At 62.1% G+C, this 18,855-nt stretch carries 16 protein-coding genes and 2 tRNA genes; 1 reads left to right on the top strand and 17 read right to left on the bottom strand.

The annotated features are described in order from the left end of the window. Positions 1–2: 2 nt before the first annotated feature. The 10 genes from nusA to rlmE form a co-directional block, all read right to left on the bottom strand. Positions 3–1,484, bottom strand: a complete 1,482-nt coding sequence (nusA, locus tag ACYUME_RS03840; RefSeq protein ID WP_028691253.1) for a transcription termination factor NusA — start codon at positions 1,482–1,484, stop codon at positions 3–5. 59 nt (positions 1,485–1,543) lie between these two features. Beyond that, positions 1,544–2,002, bottom strand: coding sequence for a ribosome maturation factor RimP (rimP, locus tag ACYUME_RS03835; protein ID WP_171031009.1), 459 nt, complete (start codon positions 2,000–2,002; stop codon positions 1,544–1,546). A gap of 130 nt (positions 2,003–2,132) precedes the next feature. Next, positions 2,133–2,209: transfer RNA gene (locus ACYUME_RS03830), tRNA-Met, on the bottom strand. Positions 2,210–2,307: 98 nt separating this feature from the next. Beyond that, positions 2,308–2,393, bottom strand: a tRNA-Leu gene (locus ACYUME_RS03825). Between the two features lie 21 nt (positions 2,394–2,414). Next, positions 2,415–2,807: a preprotein translocase subunit SecG gene (gene secG, locus ACYUME_RS03820; protein WP_279882599.1), complete on the bottom strand. Its 393-nt coding sequence runs from the start codon at positions 2,805–2,807 to the stop codon at positions 2,415–2,417. Positions 2,808–2,811: 4 nt separating this feature from the next. Then, positions 2,812–3,567 (bottom strand): triose-phosphate isomerase, encoded by a 756-nt coding sequence (gene tpiA, locus ACYUME_RS03815; protein WP_460418100.1) that lies wholly within the window; start codon positions 3,565–3,567, stop codon positions 2,812–2,814. A 66-nt stretch (positions 3,568–3,633) separates the two neighbouring features. Continuing rightward, complete coding sequence (glmM, locus tag ACYUME_RS03810) at positions 3,634–4,974, bottom strand: phosphoglucosamine mutase (protein WP_279882595.1); 1,341 nt, start codon at positions 4,972–4,974, stop codon at positions 3,634–3,636. A 16-nt stretch (positions 4,975–4,990) separates the two neighbouring features. After that, positions 4,991–5,842 (bottom strand): dihydropteroate synthase, encoded by an 852-nt coding sequence (gene folP / locus ACYUME_RS03805; protein WP_460418099.1) that lies wholly within the window; start codon positions 5,840–5,842, stop codon positions 4,991–4,993. A gap of 8 nt (positions 5,843–5,850) precedes the next feature. After that, positions 5,851–7,758 carry an ATP-dependent zinc metalloprotease FtsH gene (gene ftsH / locus ACYUME_RS03800; RefSeq protein ID WP_279882591.1) on the bottom strand — a complete coding sequence of 636 codons (1,908 nt, stop codon included), beginning with the start codon at positions 7,756–7,758 and terminating at the stop codon, positions 5,851–5,853. A gap of 203 nt (positions 7,759–7,961) precedes the next feature. Beyond that, complete coding sequence (gene rlmE, locus ACYUME_RS03795; RefSeq protein ID WP_279882589.1) at positions 7,962–8,588, bottom strand: 23S rRNA (uridine(2552)-2'-O)-methyltransferase RlmE; 627 nt, start codon at positions 8,586–8,588, stop codon at positions 7,962–7,964. Between the two features lie 102 nt (positions 8,589–8,690). On the opposite strand from rlmE, the gene yhbY reads away from it, so the two are divergent. Continuing rightward, a complete protein-coding gene (gene yhbY / locus ACYUME_RS03790) occupies positions 8,691–8,999 on the top strand; it encodes a ribosome assembly RNA-binding protein YhbY (RefSeq protein ID WP_054892619.1) in 309 nt (102 codons plus the stop codon). A 144-nt stretch (positions 9,000–9,143) separates the two neighbouring features. Here the strand turns inward: yhbY and ACYUME_RS03785 are convergent, their stop codons facing one another. The 7 genes from ACYUME_RS03785 to dnaK all read right to left on the bottom strand — a co-directional run bounded on the left by ACYUME_RS03785 (position 9,144) and on the right by dnaK (position 18,829). Then, entirely contained in the window at positions 9,144–9,584 is a 441-nt protein-coding gene (locus tag ACYUME_RS03785) for a hypothetical protein (RefSeq protein WP_011532132.1), read from the bottom strand. Then, on the bottom strand, positions 9,562–10,044 hold the full coding sequence (gene greA, locus ACYUME_RS03780) for a transcription elongation factor GreA (RefSeq protein WP_279882584.1): 483 nt from the start codon (positions 10,042–10,044) through the stop codon (positions 9,562–9,564). Before greA ends, ACYUME_RS03785 begins: the two co-directional genes overlap by 23 nt. Further along, the gene (gene carB / locus ACYUME_RS03775) at positions 10,041–13,262 is read right to left on the bottom strand and encodes a carbamoyl-phosphate synthase large subunit (protein WP_279882582.1); all 3,222 of its coding nucleotides are present in this window, start codon (positions 13,260–13,262) and stop codon (positions 10,041–10,043) included. The genes greA and carB overlap by 4 nt, the downstream gene beginning before the upstream one ends. Positions 13,263–13,368: 106 nt before the next feature. Further along, on the bottom strand, positions 13,369–14,505 hold the full coding sequence (gene carA / locus ACYUME_RS03770) for a glutamine-hydrolyzing carbamoyl-phosphate synthase small subunit (RefSeq protein WP_460418098.1): 1,137 nt from the start codon (positions 14,503–14,505) through the stop codon (positions 13,369–13,371). Positions 14,506–14,749: 244 nt separating this feature from the next. After that, positions 14,750–15,556, bottom strand: a complete 807-nt coding sequence (dapB, locus tag ACYUME_RS03765; protein ID WP_460418097.1) for a 4-hydroxy-tetrahydrodipicolinate reductase — start codon at positions 15,554–15,556, stop codon at positions 14,750–14,752. A 13-nt stretch (positions 15,557–15,569) separates the two neighbouring features. Then, positions 15,570–16,694, bottom strand: coding sequence for a molecular chaperone DnaJ (dnaJ, locus tag ACYUME_RS03760; protein ID WP_279882576.1), 1,125 nt, complete (start codon positions 16,692–16,694; stop codon positions 15,570–15,572). Positions 16,695–16,906: 212 nt separating this feature from the next. Beyond that, positions 16,907–18,829 carry a molecular chaperone DnaK gene (gene dnaK, locus ACYUME_RS03755; protein WP_279882574.1) on the bottom strand — a complete coding sequence of 641 codons (1,923 nt, stop codon included), beginning with the start codon at positions 18,827–18,829 and terminating at the stop codon, positions 16,907–16,909. Positions 18,830–18,855 lie beyond the last annotated feature (26 nt).

Raw genomic sequence — 18,855 nt, 5'->3', positions numbered from 1 at the left:
AATTACTCGAACCAGTGGGCTCGGGCGGCCATGATCAACTTGCCGGCACGCTCTTCGTCGATGCCGTCGATGTCGAGCAGATCGTCGATCGACTGCTCGGCCAGGTCTTCGCGGTTAACCACGCCGCGCACCGCCAGTTCCGCCGCCAGGTCCTTGTCCATGCCCTCGAGGGAGAGCAGGTCGTCGGCCGGATGGGCGTCTGCCAGTTTTTCTTCGGTAGCGATGGCCTTGGTCAACAAGCGGTCCTTGGCACGAGCGCGGAGCTCGTTGACGATGTCCTCGTCAAAGCCATCGATGTTGAGCATTTCTTCCAACGGTACGTAAGCAATTTCTTCGAGGCTGGTGAAGCCTTCGTCGACCAGCACTTGTGCCAGCTCCTCGTCGACTTCCAGTTCCTCGATGAAGTTACGCAGGATGTCGCCTGTTTCCGCCTGTTGCTTGGCCTGGATGTCCTTCTCGGTCATCACGTTCAGGGTCCAGGCGGTCAGCTGGCTGGCCAGGCGGACGTTCTGACCGCCACGGCCGATGGCCTGGGCCAGGTTGTCCTCGGCCACGGCGATGTCCATGGCATGGGCATCTTCATCAACGATGATCGCGGCAACCTCTGCCGGCGACATGGCGTTGATGACGAACTGCGCCGGGTTCTCGTCCCACAGGACGATATCCACACGCTCGCCACCCAGCTCGCCGGATACGGCCTGGACGCGCGAACCACGCATGCCGATACAGGCACCTTGCGGGTCGATGCGCTTGTCCTTGGAGCGGACGGCGATCTTGGCGCGCGACCCCGGATCACGGGAGGCGGCCATGACTTCGATGAGACCTTCGGCGATTTCCGGCACTTCGATGCGGAACAGCTCGATGAGCATCTGCGGCGCGGTGCGCGACAGGATCAACTGCGGACCGCGGTTCTCGGTGCGGATTTCCTTGAGCAGCGCACGCAGGCGCACGCCGACGCGGAAGGTCTCACGCGGGATGATGTCTTCACGAGCCAGCAGCGCCTCGGCATTGTTGCCCAGGTCGACGATGACGTTGTCGCGGGTGACCTTCTTCACGGTGCCGGAGATGATCTCGCCGACACGCTCGCGATAGGCGTCGACCACCTGGGCGCGCTCGGCTTCGCGAACCTTCTGCACGATGACCTGCTTGGCGGTCTGGGCGGCGATACGGCCGAATTCGATCGACTCGATCTTCTCTTCGATCACGTCACCGATCTTGGCGTCCGGGTGCGTGTCCTGGATCTTTTCCAGCCAGGTCTCGATCGCCGGATCGTCCAGGTCGTTCTCGTCGACCACGGTCCAGCGGCGGAAGGTCTCGTAGCTACCGGTGTGGCGGTTGATTTCCACACGCAGGTCGACTTCGTCCTCAAAACGTTTTTTGGTTGCAGTGGCCAGGGCCACTTCCAGCGCTTCGAAAATGACGCCGGGCGGTACACCCTTTTCGTTGGATACCGATTCAACAACCAGCAGTACTTCTTTGCTCATCGTACGCCTCGCCTTGCGCAAGCCATTGGGCCCGGAAAGTCCGCCGGGCCCGGCACGTCTCAGTCAAAACTGGGAATAATATTGGCCTTGTCGATCGAGTCGATCGGCAGCAGGAACTCGTTGTTGTCCACCTGGACCACCACATCCTGCTCCTCCACACCACGGAGAAGGCCCTGGAAGTTACGACGACCCTCGAAGGGCGTACGCAGCTTGATCTTCACCTGCTCGCCGGCATGCGAAGCAAACTGTTCAAGGGTGAACAGCGGGCGGTCCATGCCTGGAGAGGATACCTCGAGGGTATATTCAGAGCTGATCGGATCTTCCACATCGAGGATGGCGCTGGCCTGACGGCTGACCGCTTCGCAGTCGTCCACCAGGATCCCGTCTTCCTTGTCGATGTAGATACGCAGTACCGAATGCTTGCCTTGGGAGACGTATTCGATCCCCCAGCATTGATAGCCCAGACCCTCGACAACCGGGGCCAACAAGGCCTGCAACTGTTCTAGCTTGCTCGACACCTGAACCCCCTCGTGCATGCTGTGCAAATAAAAAATGGGCGAAGCGCCCATCCCTGAAAGCGCCGTTGGACAACGGCACCTAAAACTGTTCGGCTAGCAAAAAGCCCCTGAAAAGGGGCTCCGCTGAGACTGGTTGCGGGGGCTGGATTTGAACCAACGACCTTCGGGTTATGAGCCCGACGAGCTACCAAGCTGCTCCACCCCGCGACAAAGCTGGGGCGAAAGTATAAGACTGAACCCTTTGCTGGGTCAATCCGACCTCCACCTGCAAGAAAGCCCGCTACAGCGGGCTCTCATGCTTCAATTGGTACCGAGAAGGGGACTCGAACCCCTACACCCTATGGGCACAACCACCTCAAGGTTGCGTGTCTACCAATTCCACCACCTCGGCAATACTACTTCTTGAAACCCGTTACTGCTGCTCTTTGGCTGGAGGAGGTACGTCACCAGAGTTGGTGGTTTCGCTCTTCTGCTGCTGGAGCACCGGTACATCATCATTGACTGCCGGCTTTGGCTCTTTGACTTCCAGCACCGCTGGATCTGGCAAGCCAGCTTGATTCAGCTGGTGAGCCTGCTGCTTGGCGAAGTATCCTAACCCAAGTGCAGTCAAAAAGAAAGTGGCAGCAAGTATAGCAGTAACTTTACTCAAAAAGGTAGCGGAACCTTGGCTTCCGAACACAGTATTTGAAGCACCTGCGCCGAAAGATGCACCTGCTTCCGCACCTTTACCCTGTTGCAGCAGCACCATTACAACCAGTGCCAACGCTGCCAACAGATGAAAAACAACGATGACTGTTTCCAGCATTTGTTCAGTTTCCTGCGGCGCGACAAATTGCACCGAATTCGTCTGCGTTCAGGGACGCTCCACCAATGAGCCCCCCATCGATATCCGGCATGCCGAACAGTTCGGCCGCATTGGCCGCCTTCACGCTGCCGCCGTAGAGAAGTCGCACATTCGCTGCAACTTCGGCGTCCTTCGCCGCCAACTGCTTGCGGATGGCTGCATGCACATCCTGGGCTTGCTGTGGCGAGGCCGTCAAACCAGTACCAATGGCCCATACAGGCTCATAGGCAATTACTGCATTGGCGAAAGCCTTGATACCGAATACCTCGATAACACTGCTTAGTTGACGCTCTACAACTTTGAGCGTTTCGCCTGCCTCGCGCTCCGCGAGAGTTTCCCCTATACAGAGCACCGGCGTCAAACCACTTTTCTGAGCAGCTGCAAACTTCTGATTCAGCACTTCGTCACTTTCACCAATAATCTGGCGACGCTCGGAGTGCCCAACCAAAACATACTTGCAACCCGCTTCAGACAACTGACTCGGTGCAACTTCCCCGGTCAGCGCGCCTTGTTCAGGCTGTACAGCAGAATTCTGTGCGCCTACGGCGATTTCCTTACCCTCGAGCCCATCAACAACTTGATTGATGAACAAGGCCGGTGGAAACACCGCGACTTCCACACCGTTCGGCAGGGGCATATTGCCCAAGCCCTGGGTCAGCTCAGCGACGCTGGCGCGGGTACCGTGCATCTTCCAGTTACCAGCTACCATGGGGCGACGCATGCTTTACCTCGTCGGTCAAAGTGGGCGCAGATCTTACCCAACACGATCTGCGCTGGCAAGCCTCTTTCAGGCACAAACTTCTTCGACGAGCTTGGCCAGGGCCTCGGCATGGCCGCGCACCTGCCCTTCGTCGTCACCTTCGACCATCACCCGCACCAGCGGCTCGGTACCGGACTTGCGCAACAGCACGCGCCCACGCCCCGCCATGGCTTCGGTCGCCTTGGCGCTGGCTTCCTTGACCAGTGGGTTTTCCAGTGGGTCGCTCTTGCCCGCCGCGAAACGCACATTGATCAGCACCTGCGGGCACTTGCGCACGGCCTGACGCGCCTGGGACAGGTTCTCGCCCCGGCGCTTGAGCGCCATCAGCACCTGCAAGGCCGCGATGATCGCATCCCCCGTGGTGGTGTGGTTGGCGCACACGACGTGCCCGGAGTTCTCGCCACCCAGCAGCCATTCGCGCTCGAGCAGTTCGGCCATGACGTAACGATCACCGACTTTCGCCCGCACGAAGGGGATATCCAGCTCCTTGAACGCCAGTTCCAGGCCCAGGTTGCTCATCAACGTGCCAACGACGCCGCCCTGCAGCTTGCCGCGCTCCTGCAGGTCACGACCGATGATGAACAGCAGCTCGTCACCGTCGACGATGGCGCCGGTATGGTCGACCATCAGCACGCGATCACCATCGCCATCGAAGGCGATACCGAGGTCCGCATGCCCAACCAGGACAGCAGCCTGCAGCGACTCGATGTGGGTCGAACCACAGTTTTCGTTGATGTTCAGACCATCCGGAGCGGCATGCAGCACCGTGACATCGGCACCCAGCTCACGGAATACGCTCGGCGCTACCTTGTAGGTGGCGCCGTGAGCGCAATCCACGACGATCTTCAGGCCGTCGAAGCTGGTGCTGCTAGGCACGCTGCTCTTGCAGAATTCGATGTAGCGCCCGGCGGCATCATTGATGCGCGAGACCTTGCCCAGCTTGCTGGAGTCGACGACGTTCATCGGCTGATCGAGCAGCTCTTCGATCATCAGCTCGACTTCGTCCGGCAGCTTGGTGCCGGCACCGGAGAAGAACTTGATGCCGTTGTCGTCATGAGGATTGTGCGAAGCACTGATGACGATCCCGGCTTCGGCATGGAAGGTACGGGTCAGGTAGGCGATGGCCGGGGTCGGCATCGGCCCGAGCAGCATCACATCAGCCCCCGCTGCGGACAGGCCGGCCTCCAGGGCGGACTCGAACATGTAGCCGGAAATCCGTGTGTCCTTGCCCACCAGCACCCGGCAATTGCCTTGCTTGCGGAACGCCATGCCGGCGGCCCAGCCGAGCTTCAGCATGAAGTCGGGAGTGATGGGGTACTGGCCAACACGACCACGGATACCATCGGTACCAAAGTATTTTCTGCTCATAGTGACTCCAATGTTCTTATTCGGCGCTCTGCACGGCGGCGATCATGCGCACGACATCGACGGTTTCGGCGACATCGTGTACCCGCAGGATGCTCGCGCCCTTGGTCATGGCCAGGGCGGCCAGGGCCAGACTGCCGTAGAGCCGCTCGCCGACCGGACGATCCAGCGCGAGGCCGATCATGCTCTTGCGCGAGACGCCCACCAAGAGTGGCCGCCCCAGGCGGTAGAGCGCTTCCATGTGTTTGAAAAGGCTGAGGTTGTGCTCAAGAGTCTTGGCAAAGCCGAACCCCGGGTCGAGGATGATGCGCTCAGCCCCGATGCCGGCCGCCGCGCAGGCGGCCATACGCTGTTCAAGATAGCGCGTTACATCGGCTGTCACATCCTCGTACTGCGGATTGTCCTGCATGTTGCCCGGCTCGCCACGCATGTGCATGAGGCAGACCGGCAGGCCGCTATCGGCCGCCGCATCGAGCGCGCCATCACGCTCCAGGGCACGCACGTCGTTGATCAGCCCTGCACCAAGGCGGGCCGTCTCACGCATGACCGAAGGTGTCGAGGTGTCGACCGAGATGATCACATCGAGCCGACTGCTGATCGCCTCGACAATGGGCGCCACGCGCTCCAATTCCTCGATAGGCGAGACGGCGCGAGCCCCAGGACGGGTGGACTCGCCACCTACGTCGATCAGGGTCGCACCGGCCGCCACCATCTCCTCGGCATGGCGCAACGCTGCATCGCGCTGACTGAAGCGCCCACCATCGGAGAACGAGTCTGGGGTGACATTGAGGATACCCATGACATGGGTACGGGACAAATCAAGAACCCGGTTGCCGCAAGGCAACCGGGTCGGGTACTGCGTCAAGCTCATAGATACCCTTAGTGTTGAGCCGCTGGACCGCCGATCGGCGACTCCGGACGATCGTCCTGGGAAGCCTGGTTACCGGAGGTACCCGAGTCATTGTCCCAGTCACGCGGCTCGCGCGGGGTACGACCCGCCATGATGTCGTCGATCTGGTCGGCATCGATGGTTTCGTACTTCATCAAGGCTTCGGCCATGGCGTCGAGCTTGTCGCGGTTGTCGGTGAGGATCTGCTTGGCCGTGGCGTAGCACTGGTCGATGATGCTGCGCACCTCGGAGTCGATCATCTTGGCGGTCTCGCCCGAGACGCTGGCGTGCTGGCTGCCAGCACTGCGACCGAGGAACACCTCGCCCTCCTCTTCCGCGTACATCAGCGGGCCGAGTTTCTCGGACAGGCCCCACTTGGTGACCATGTTCCGGGCAATCTGGCTGGCACGCATGATGTCATTGGAAGCACCGGTGGTGACACCATCGAAGCCCAGGGTCATCTCTTCGGCGATACGGCCGCCGTACAGCGAGCAGATCTGGCTGATCAGCGCGCGCTTGGACAGGCTGTAGCGATCTTCCTCCGGCAGGAACATGGTCACGCCCAGGGCGCGACCACGAGGAATGATCGACACCTTGTAGACCGGGTCATGCTCAGGGACGACGCGACCGACGATGGCGTGGCCCGCCTCGTGGTAGGCGGTGTTCTGCTTCTCTTTCTCGGACATGACCATGGTCTTGCGCTCGGCGCCCATCATGATCTTGTCCTTGGCCAGCTCGAACTCCTTCATTTCGACCAGGCGCTTGCTGGCACGGGCGGCGAACAGCGAGGCCTCGTTGACCAGGTTGGCCAGGTCGGCACCGGAGAAGCCAGGCGTACCACGAGCGATGACCGCGGCATTGACGTTCTCGCCGACCGGCACTTTGCGCATGTGCACTTTCAGGATCTGCTCGCGACCACGGATATCCGGCAGGCCGACCACGACCTGGCGGTCGAAGCGGCCAGGGCGCAGCAGCGCCGGGTCGAGCACGTCCGGACGGTTGGTGGCGGCGATGACGATGATGCCATCGTTCATCTCGAAGCCATCCATCTCGACCAGCAACTGGTTCAGGGTCTGCTCACGCTCGTCGTGACCGCCACCCATGCCGGCGCCACGGTGGCGACCGACGGCGTCGATTTCGTCGATGAAGATGATGCACGGCGCGTGCTTCTTGGCCTGCTCGAACATATCACGAACACGGCTGGCACCCACGCCGACGAACATCTCGACGAAGTCGGAACCGGAAATGGTGAAGAACGGTACCTTGGCTTCACCGGCAATGGCCTTGGCCAGCAGGGTTTTACCGGTACCGGGCGGGCCGACCATCAGCACGCCACGCGGGATGCGACCACCCAGGCGCTGGAACTTGCCCGGGTCGCGCAGGAACTCGACCAGCTCGCCGACTTCTTCCTTGGCCTCGTCGCAACCGGCAACGTCGGCCAGGGTGGTCTTCACCTGGTCTTCGGACAGCAGGCGCGCCTTGCTCTTGCCGAAGCTCATCGGCCCGCCCTTGCCGCCGGCACCGCCCTGCATCTGGCGCATGAAGAACATGAACACGGCGATGATCACCAGGATCGGGAAGCTGGCCACCAGCAGCTGGGTCCAGATGCTCTGCTGCTCCGGCTGCTTGCCTTCGACGGTCACGTGATTGTCGACCAGGTCGCCGATCAGGCCGTTGTCGGTGATGGCCGGGCGCACGGTCTTGAAGTTGTCGCCATCGGTGCGCTTGCCGGTAATGATGTAGCCGTCGACGGTCACGCGCTCGACCTTGCCATCCTTGACCTGCTGGATGAAGTCGGAATAGTTGAGGGTCTGCGGCTCGTTAGGGCTGGAGAAGTTGTTCATCACCGTCACCAGGACGGCGGCGATGATCAACCACAGGATCAGATTCTTTGCCATGTCGTTCAATTCGCTACCCTCTGAGGCCGGCGCACGACGCAGCCGTGCCTCGCATGATATTCATCGCCCTAACTTACTACATTACCTACGCATCCGCAGGCACCGTCTGTAACCCTTTGTGAAAGCTAGACTACACGAAGTTCGGACGATCCAGACGGGGCTGCCGATTGGAAATAACTATCGGCAACCCCGCAAAACGCCTCTCATGCCCCCTTGAAGCCCCTGGCCAGCAGGTACTGCTCGCGGGAGCGATCCCGCGAAGACGACGGCTTGCGCATCTGCACCTTGTCGAACTTGCCTCGTACCTCCTTGAGGTACACATCGAAACCTTCACCCTGGAAGATCTTGATCAGGAAGTCGCCGCCAGGGCGCAGTACACGGGTTGCCAAATCGAGCGCGAGCTCGCAGAGGAACATGGCGCGCGGGATGTCCACCGCGGGCGTACCACTCATATTGGGGGCCATGTCGGAAATCACAAGGTCCACGTGTGAATCGCCCACCGCCTGCAGGATGTCGGCGAGCACTTCGTCCTTGGTGAAATCGCCCTGGATGAAGGTCACATCGGCGATCGCGTCCATCTCCAGGATGTCCGAGGCGATCAAGCGGCCCTGGCCACCGATCAGACGACTGGTCACCTGGGACCAGCCTCCGGGCGCCGCGCCGAGGTCGATGACGCTCATGCCGGGACGGATCAGCTTGTCCTTTTCCTGGATCTCCAGCAGCTTGTAGCTGGCGCGCGAACGGTAGCCGTCCTTCTGCGCCTGCTTGACGAAGGGGTCGTTGAAATGCTCTCGCAGCCAGTTTGCGCTGCTTTTGGAACGTTGTACCACGGGGCACCTCGATGATATGCGTCGTGATTGACTGGGCGGAGCCACAGGCCCTCGGGTAAAATGCCCGTCAATTTTACAGAATCAGACGAAAAGGGTCAGATTATGCCGCTCAACAACGAGCAGAAGAAGCAATACAAGTCCATTGGTCATGACCTGAAGCCGGTTCTGATCGTCGCGGGCAATGGTTTGAATGAAGGTGTCATCGCCGAACTGGAGCGCGCCCTGGCTGATCACGAGCTGATCAAGGTCGAAATCCGCTCGGAAGACCGTGAAGAGCGCGCTGCCGCCATCGCCGAACTGTGCAAGGCCGGCCGTGCAGAGCTGGTGCAGACCATCGGCAAGAAAGCGCTGATCTATCGCAAGAACCCACAGCCGAACAAGCAGCTGTCCAATATCCACCGCTACAAGTAACGGTAGCAGGGCTGCTGCGCAGCCCATCGCGACACAAGGCCGCTCCCACAGGGATTGCACCGACCTACGGCGCAGCGCAATCCCTGTGGGAGCGGCCTTGTGTCGCGAAAGGGCCGCAAAGCGGCCCCGGCGAACCTGGACTGCTTACCGCCGCGCCCTGACCGGGACCGGCTGGGCCACCAGCACGATGCCGGAGAAGCCCAGCACCAGGAAGCAGAACATCTGCCAACGCTCGCCCACGGAAATTCCGTAGCGCAGCGTGTAGTAGCTGACACAGGCGCCAAAGCCGAGCAGCAGCATCTGGCCACGGAATTGCCGCCACCAGGCCGCCAGGCCATCCACCCTCGCCAGCACCGCCAGCTGGGTCAACAGCCCGAGCATCGCCACGCCGATCAACCAGCGGTCGATCTGCGCGGCCACATCATGCACCAGCAATGGCGCCAGGCCACTGACCTTCAGCGCCGGCACCAGCCCCACATGGAACACCCAGAGGCCGCCGACCCAGAACACCTGGGCCAGCTGCCAGAGGATACCCTCGAGGGATGGCGCCCGCAGGCGCCGGTCAGATGTGCTTGACTTCGACAATCTCGTACTCGACCGTGCCGCTTGGCGTCTTGACGACGACAGTATCACCTTCTTCCTTGCCGATGATGGCCTTGGCGATCGGAGCACCGCTCGAGAGCTTGCCCTGCTTCACGTCGGCTTCGTCCTCGCCGACGATCTGGTAGGTCACCTCTTCATCGGTCTCGGTGTTCGCCAGCACCACGGTGGTACCGAAGATCACCTTGCCGGTGTGGGCGATGGTGGTGACGTCGATCACCACCGAGTTCTGCAGACGGCCTTCGATATCGCGGATACGCGCCTCGACCATGCCCTGCTCCTCACGGGCGGCATGGTACTCGGCGTTTTCCTTGAGATCGCCCAGCTCGCGAGCCTCGCCGATCGCCTGGCTCAGGCGCGGGCGCTCGGTCTTGCTCAGGAACAGATGCTCTTCTTCCAGGGCGCGAGCGCCCTGGACGGTCATCGGGTACTTGGTAATGCTCATGCTTTGAGTCCTGCATGCAGATCCTGCAGGCGACGAACGGTCTTTTCCGGACCGAATTTCAGCGCCTCGCAGATGGCTTCACCAGCCGCAATGGTCGTGGTGCAGTAGATCTTGTGCTGCAACGCATTGCGACGAATCGAGTAGGAATCGGCGATCGACTGGCGGCCTTCGGTGGTGTTGATGATCAGCGACACTTCGTCGTTCTTGATCATGTCGACCACGTGCGGGCGACCCTCGGTCACCTTGTTCACGCGACGCACTTTCAGGCCAGCCGCCTCGATCACCTTGGCGGTGCCGGCAGTGGCGACCACTTCGAAGCCCAGGGCGATCAGGTCGCGGGCAACGCCAGCCACTTGCGGCTTGTCGTCGTCACGCACGCTGATGAAGGCGGCACCGCCGGTCGGCAGCACTTCGCTGGCGCCCATCTGGGCCTTGGCGAAGGCTTCGCCGAAGCTGTCGCCAACCCCCATGACTTCACCGGTGGATTTCATCTCAGGGCCGAGGATCGGGTCAACCCCCGGGAACTTGGCGAATGGGAAGACGGCTTCCTTGACGCTGTAGAAGTTCGGGATGATCTCCTGGGTGAAGCCCAGCTCTTTCAGGGTTTTGCCAGCCATTACGCGAGCCGCGATCATCGCCAGGGAGGTGCCGATGCACTTGGACACGAATGGCACGGTACGCGAGGCGCGCGGGTTGACTTCGATCACGTAGATCTTGTCGCCCTGCAGGGCCAGCTGCACGTTCATCAGGCCGACCACGCCCAGCTCCAGGGCCATCTTCTTGACCTGTACGCGGACTTCGTCCTGCACTTCCTTGCTCAGCGAGTAAGGCGGCAGCGAGCACGCCGAGTCACCGGAGTGAACGCCGGCCTGCTCGATGTGCTGCATGATCGCGCCGATCACCACGTCGGTGCCGTCGCAGACCGCATCCACGTCCATCTCGATGGCGCAGTTGAGGAAGTGGTCGAGCAGTACCGGGCTGTCGTTCGAGACCTGTACCGCTTCACGCAGGTAGCGCTTGAGCTCGTCCAGTTCGTAGACGATCTCCATGGCGCGGCCGCCCAGCACGTAGGACGGACGCACCACCAGCGGGTAGCCGATGCCGCCCGCGGCGCTGATGGCTTCTTCCTCGCTGCGCACGGTGGCGTTTGGCGGCTGCAGCAGGTTCAGGCGCTGAACCATCTGCTGGAAGCGCTCACGGTCTTCGGCGCGGTCGATGGCGTCCGGGCTGGTACCGATGATCGGTACACCGGCTTCTTCCAGGGCGCGAGCCAGTTTCAGCGGGGTCTGGCCGCCGTAGTGGACGATCACGCCTTTCGGCTTCTCGACGCGGCAGACTTCCAGCACGTCTTCCAGGGTCAGCGGCTCGAAGTACAGGCGGTCGGAGGTGTCGTAGTCGGTGGAGACGGTTTCCGGGTTGCAGTTGACCATGATGGTCTCGTAACCGTCTTCACGCAGCGCCAGCGCGGCGTGCACGCAGCAGTAGTCGAACTCGATGCCTTGGCCGATACGGTTCGGGCCGCCACCGAGGATCATGATCTTGTCGCGGGTCGACGGGTTGGCCTCGCACTCTTCCTCATAGGTCGAGTACAGGTAGGCGGTGTCGGTGGCGAACTCGGCGGCGCAGGTGTCGACGCGCTTGTACACCGGGAACACTTCCAGCTTGTGGCGGTGACGGCGCAGGTTCTTGTCGGTGATGCCGAGCAGCTTGGCCAGGCGCTGGTCCGAGAAGCCCTTGCGCTTGAGGCGCAGCATGTAGTCCTTGTCGATGGCCGACAGGGCCAGGGTCTTGACCTTCTCTTCTTCCTTGATCAGGTCTTCCATCTGCACCAGGAACCACAGGTCGATGCCGGTCAGCTCGAAGATCTGTTCGATGGTCATGCCGGCACGCATGGCGTCGGCCACGTACCAGATGCGCTCGGCGCCCGGCACGGTCAGCTCGCGCTTGAGCGTGCTCATGGCATCGGCGCTGGCCAGGTCGACTTTCGGGTCGAGGCCGCAGGCGCCGACTTCCAGGCCGCGCAGGGCTTTCTGCAGGGACTCCTGGAAGGTACGACCAATGGCCATGACTTCGCCCACGGACTTCATCTGGGTGGTCAGGCGAGCGTCGGCTTTCGGGAATTTCTCGAAGGCGAAGCGCGGCAGCTTGGTGACGACGTAGTCGATCGACGGCTCGAAGGAGGCCGGAGTGCGACCGCCGGTGATGTCGTTCTGCAGCTCGTCCAGGGTGTAGCCGACGGCAAGCTTGGCGGCGATCTTGGCGATCGGGAAGCCGGTGGCCTTCGAGGCCAGGGCGGACGAACGCGAAACGCGCGGGTTCATCTCGATCACGACCATGCGACCGGTGTTCGGGCAGATGCCGAACTGCACGTTGGAACCGCCGGTCTCGACACCGATCTCGCGCAGCACCGCCAGCGAGGCGTTGCGCATGATCTGGTATTCCTTGTCGGTCAGGGTCTGGGCCGGGGCGACGGTGATCGAGTCACCCGTGTGCACGCCCATCGGGTCGAAGTTCTCGATGGAGCAGACGATGATGCAGTTGTCCTTCTTGTCGCGGACCACCTCCATCTCGTATTCCTTCCAGCCGATCAGCGATTCGTCGATCAGCAGCTCCTTGGTCGGCGACAGGTCCAGACCACGGGCGCAGATTTCCTCGAACTCTTCACGGTTGTAGGCGATGCCGCCACCGGTGCCGCCCATGGTGAACGACGGACGGATGATGCACGGGAAGCCCAGGCGCTCGAGAACGGCGTTGGCTTCTTCCATGCTGTGGGCGATACCGGAACGCGGGCATTCGAGACCGATGTCTTTCATGGCCTTGTCGAAGCGCGAACGGTCTTCGGCCTTGTCGATGGTGTCGGCGTTGGCACCGATCATCTCGACGCCGAACTTCTCCAGAACGCCGTGGCGCTCCAGGTCCAGGGCGCAGTTCAGCGCGGTCTGGCCGCCCATGGTCGGCAGCAGCGCGTCAGGGCGCTCCTTCTCGATGATCTTGGCCACCGATTGCCACTTGATCGGCTCGATGTAGGTGGCATCGGCCATGGCCGGGTCGGTCATGATGGTGGCCGGGTTGGAGTTCACCAGGATGACGCGGAAACCTTCCTCGCGCAGCGCTTTACACGCCTGGGCGCCGGAATAGTCGAACTCGCAGGCCTGGCCGATCACGATCGGGCCAGCGCCGAGAATCAGGATGCTTTTGATGTCTGTACGTTTTGGCATGGTTGTCACTCAAATCCGCGGGTCAGTCGGCAAGCCGTCTTGAACAATCTGGGTCAGGCGCTTCCGGGCGCGGCACAAGCCGCCCCGGGGCCTTGCTGCAGGATGCTCAGCGGCGCTTGGCCATGGCATCGATGAAACGATCGAACAGAGGCGCGACGTCGGTCGGGCCTGGGCTCGCTTCAGGGTGGCCCTGGAAGCTGAACGCGCTCTTGTCGGTGCGCTCGATGCCCTGCAGGGTACCGTCGAACAGCGACTTGTGGATGGCGCGCACGTTGCCCGGCAGGGTGGCTTCGTCGACGGCGAAACCGTGGTTCTGGCTGGTGATCATGACCACGCCGGTGTCCAGGTCCTGGACCGGGTGGTTGGCACCGTGGTGGCCGTGGCCCATCTTCACGGTCTTGGCGCCGGAGGCCAGGGCGAGCAGCTGGTGGCCGAGGCAGATGCCGAACACCGGGATCTCGGTGTCGAGGATCTCTTTGATCGCCTGGATCGCGTAGTCGCAAGGCTCGGGGTCGCCAGGACCGTTGGACAGGAACACGCCATCAGGATTGAGCGCCAGGACTTCGCTGGCCGGGGTCTGGGCTGGCACCACGGTGACGCGGCAGCCACGGGCGACCAGCATGCGCAGGATGTTCAGCTTCACGCCGTAGTCGAAGGCGACGACGTGGTACGGCAGGTCGGCGGCGTCGATGGTCGGGTGGCTGTCGGTCTTCAGCTCCCACACGCTGGAGCGCCATTCGTAGCGTTCCTTGGTGGAGACGACCTTGGCCAGGTCCATGCCTTTCAGGCCCGGGAAGGCGCGAGCAGCGGCGATGGCGGCTTCTTCGCTGATGTTGTCGCCGGCCAGGATGCAGCCGTTCTGGGCGCCCTTCTCACGCAGGATGCGGGTCAGGCGACGGGTGTCGATACCGGCGATGGCGACGACGTTGTGTTCTTTCAGGTAGTCGGGCAGGGACTGGGTGTTACGCCAGTTGCTTGCCAGCAGCGGCAGGTCGCGAATGACCAGGCCAGCGGACCAGACGCGGTTGGATTCGGCGTCTTCGGCGGTGGTGCCGGTGTTGCCGATGTGCGGGTAAGTCAGGGTAACGATTTGCTGGGCGTAGGAAGGGTCTGTGAGGATTTCCTGGTAGCCGGTCATTGCAGTATTGAACACGACCTCACCAACGGTCTGACCGTCGGCTCCAATGGCTTCACCGCGAAAAATGCTGCCATCGGCAAGGGCGAGTATGGCTGGCTTAGTCAAGAAGACCTCCCGTAAATCAAGCCTGAAAGGGCGATCGCAGGTTGCAAAAAAGCGGAATGACGTATGGACACGTCACCCCGCTTTTATGCTGAATTAGTCTGCGCGCTTTTAGTGGACACACTAAAGCTGTAGCTTACAGGAATTGTGGTTTTCGGTCTACCGCGTATGTGTCTCTAAAACACAGGATTGCGACAGGCAGACTTCGCGGGCTTGCCCGCGAAGAAGCCAACACCGATCGAACTGATCAACGCAGCTCGAGCACATCCTGCATGTCGTACAGCCCCGGCTCGCGCCCATCCAGCCACAGCGCCGCACGCACCGCGCCCTTGGCGAAGGTCATGCGGCTCGACGCCTTGTGGGTGATCTCCAGGCGCTCGCCCTCGGCGGCGAACAGCACCGTGTGGTCGCCGACCACGTCACCGGCACGCACGGTGGCGAAGCCGATGGTCTTGCGATCACGAGCGCCCGTCTGACCTTCACGACCATAGACCGCCACTTCCTGCAGGTCACGCCCCAGCGCATTGGCGACCACTTCGCCCATGCGCAGCGCGGTCCCTGATGGCGCATCGACCTTGTGCCGATGGTGGGCCTCGATGATCTCGATATCCACATCGTCGCCCAGCACCCGTGCCGCCATGTCCAGCAGCTTGAGACTGAGGTTCACACCGACGCTGAAGTTCGCGGCGAAGACGATCGGGATCTCCTTGCCCGCCTCGGCCAGCAGCTGCTTCTCTTCGACACTGAAACCGGTGGTGCCGATGACCATGGCCTTGCCCGCCTTGCGGCAGAACGCCAGGTTCTTCAGGGTGACCGACGGATGGGTGAAGTCGATCAGCACATCGAACTCGTCGACGACCTTGACCAAGTCGTCGCAGATGGTCACACCGATGCGCCCCAGGGCCGCCAGCTCGCCGGCATCGGCCCCGACCAGCGAACTGTCCGGGCGATCGATCGCCGCCGTCAGGCCAGCCTGAGGGGCCTGCTGCTGCACGGCCTCGATGAGGGTCTTGCCCATCCGCCCCGCCGCACCCATTACCGCAATACGTCGCATAGCCTGTTCCTTGTCAGAGATCGCCGAAGAAGCGCTTCATGCCGTCGAACCAACCGGTGGCCTTGGGCGAATGGGAATTGTCACCTTCGAGCGAATCGCGCAGCTCTTCGAGCAGCTCACGCTGGCGACGGCTAAGGTTGACCGGCGTTTCCACCGCCACGCGGCACAGCAGGTCGCCGGCCGCGCCGCCGCGCACCGGCGCCACGCCCTTGCCGCGCAGACGGAACTGCTTGCCGGTCTGGGTCCCTTCGGGAATCTTCAACTTGACCCGGCCATCGAGGGTCGGCACTTCCAGCTCGCCGCCCAGCGCCGCATCGGTGTAGCTGATCGGCACTTCGCAATAAAGATGCTTGCCATCACGCTGGAAGATCTCGTGCTCGCGCACATTGACGACCACGTACAGGTCACCGGTCGGACCGCCATGGGCGCCCGCCTCGCCTTCGCCCGACAGGCGAATGCGATCACCGGTATCGACGCCCGCCGGCACCTTGACCGACAGGGTCTTGTACTCCTCGACACGGCCTTCGCCATGGCACGAGGTGCAGGGGTCGGTGATGATCTTGCCTTGGCCATGGCAGCGCGGGCAGGTCTGCTGTACCGCGAAGAAGCCCTGCTGCATGCGCACCTGGCCGATACCGCCGCAAGTCGGGCAGGTCGACGGCGTCGAGCCTTTCTTGGCACCGGAGCCATCGCAGGGCTTGCAGTTGACCAGCGTCGGGACACGGATGTTGACCGTGGTGCCACGCACCGCTTCTTCGAGGTTGAGCTCGAGGGTGTAGCGCAGGTCGCTGCCACGCTGGGCACCACCACGACCACCGCCACGCCCGCCACCGAAGAAGTCGCTGAACACGTCGCCGAAGATGTCGGAGAAGTTGGCGCCGCCGAAGCCAGCACCGCCGCCGCCCATGCTCGGGTCGACACCGGCATGACCGTACTGGTCGTACGCGGCGCGCTTGCTGGCGTCGGACAGCACCTCGTAGGCCTCGTTGGCCTCCTTGAACAGGTCTTCCGACTCCTTGTCGCCCGGGTTGCGGTCCGGGTGGTACTTCATCGCCAGGCGGCGGTAGGCCTTCTTGAGGTCACCCTCGCTGGCGCCACGCTCGACACCCAGGACCTCATAAAAATCACGCTTTGCCATAGGTCATTTGCACTCTTGGGGGCGTTCGGCATACCTCGGCGCCTCAGTGCGCCATGCCGTCAGCACCTGTCGACTTACGCGAATGCGCCCTGACAGATGCTGTAAATAATTCTCGTGTTCCAGACACGCCAACGCGGGAGCAAGCTCCCGCGCGGCGACATCCTAGCAGTTCACCGCCAAACGGCGGTGAACTGACCGACAACATGCAGCAATTACTTCTTGTCGTCGCCTTTGACTTCTTCGAACTCGGCGTCAACCACGTCATCGTGCTTGGCTTCCGGCTCGGCCTGCTGGGCACCGCCCTGCGGTTGCTCGGCCTGCTCGGCGTACATCTTCTGAGCGACAGGCGCCGAGACCTTGGACAGCTCCTCGACCTTGGCGTCGATGGCGGCCTTGTCGTCACCTTTGACGGCGGCTTCCAGGGCGACCACGGCGGCCTCGATGGCGGTCTTCTCTTCAGCGGTGACCTTGTCACCCGCTTCGCTGACCATCTTGCGGGTCGAGTGGACCAGCGCGTCACCCTGGTTGCGAGCAGCGGCCAGCTCTTCGAACTTGCGGTCTTCCTCGGCGTTGGCCTCGGCGTCACGCACCATCTTCTCGATCTCTTCGTCGGACAGGCCGGAGTTGGCCTTGATCACGATCGACTGAGCCTTGCCAGTGGCCTTGTCCTTCGCGCCGACGTGCAGGATGCCGTTGGCGTCGATGTCGAAGGTCACTTCGATCTGCGGTACGCCGCGCGGTGCCGGCGGAATGTCGGCCAGGTCGAACTTGCCCAGCGACTTGTTCTGCGAAGCTTGCTTGCGCTCGCCCTGCAGCACGTGGATGGTCACGGCGCCCTGGTTGTCGTCGGCGGTCGAGAACACCTGCGACTTCTTGGTCGGAATGGTGGTGTTCTTCTCGATCAGCGCGGTCATCACGCCACCCATGGTTTCGATACCCAGGGTCAGCGGGCTGACGTCCAGCAGCAGCACGTCCTTCACGTCACCGGCCAGAACGGCGCCCTGGATGGCGGCGCCCATGGCGACAGCTTCGTCCGGGTTGACGTCCTTGCGCGCTTCCTTGCCGAAGAAATCGGCAACGGCCTTCTGCACCATCGGCATACGGGTCTGGCCACCGACCAGGATCACGTCGTCGATCTTGCTGGCGTCGATACCGGCGTCCTTCAGGGCGATGCGGCATGGCTCGATGGTACGGGTCACCAGGTCTTCGACCAGCGATTCCAGCTTGGCGCGGGAAATCTTCACGTTCAGGTGCTTCGGACCGGTCGCATCTGCAGTGATGTACGGCAGGTTGACGTCGGTCGACTGAGCGGAGGACAGCTCGATCTTGGCTTTTTCAGCGGCTTCTTTCAGACGCTGCAGGGCCAGAGGATCGTTCTTCAGGTCCATGCCGGACTCTTTCTTGAACTCGTCGACGAGGTAGTCGATCAGGCGCATGTCGAAGTCTTCGCCACCCAGGAAGGTGTCGCCGTTGGTGGCCAGTACTTCGAACTGGTGCTCACCGTCGACTTCGGCGATTTCGATGACCGAGACGTCGAAGGTACCACCACCGAGGTCATAGACGATGACGGTGTGGTCGCCCTTGGCCTTGTCCATGCCATAGGCCAGCGCGGCGGCGGTCGGCTCGTTGATGATGCGCTTGACGTCCAGGCCGGCGATGCGACCGGCATCCTTGGTGGCCTGGCGCTGGCTGTCGTTGAAGTAGGCCGGAACGGTGATGACCGCCTCGGTGACTGGCTCGCCGAGGTAGTCTTCGGCGGTCTTCTTCATTTTCTTCAGGACTTCGGCGCTGATCTGCGGCGGCGCCATTTCCTTGCCGGAAGCCTCGACCCAAGCGTCACCGTTGCCGGCCTTGACGATCTTGTAAGGCACCAGCTTGATGTCTTTCTGCACGACGTCTTCTTCGAAGCGGCGACCGATCAGGCGCTTCACCGCGAACAGGGTGTTGTGCGGGTTGGTGACGGCCTGGCGCTTGGCCGACTGGCCGACCAGGATTTCGCCGTCGTTGGCGTAGGCCACGATCGACGGAGTGGTGCGCGCGCCTTCGGCGTTCTCGATGACCTTGGCGGTGCCGTTTTCCAGCACGGAGACGCAGGAGTTGGTGGTCCCCAGGTCGATACCGATGATTTTGCCCATGTTAACTCTCCCGAAACTTGAATTGG

Source organism: Pseudomonas sp. microsymbiont 2, from assembly GCF_054788395.1.
Note: the sequence above shows the minus strand (reverse complement) of the source record. Positions and strands in the feature narration are given on the sequence as shown.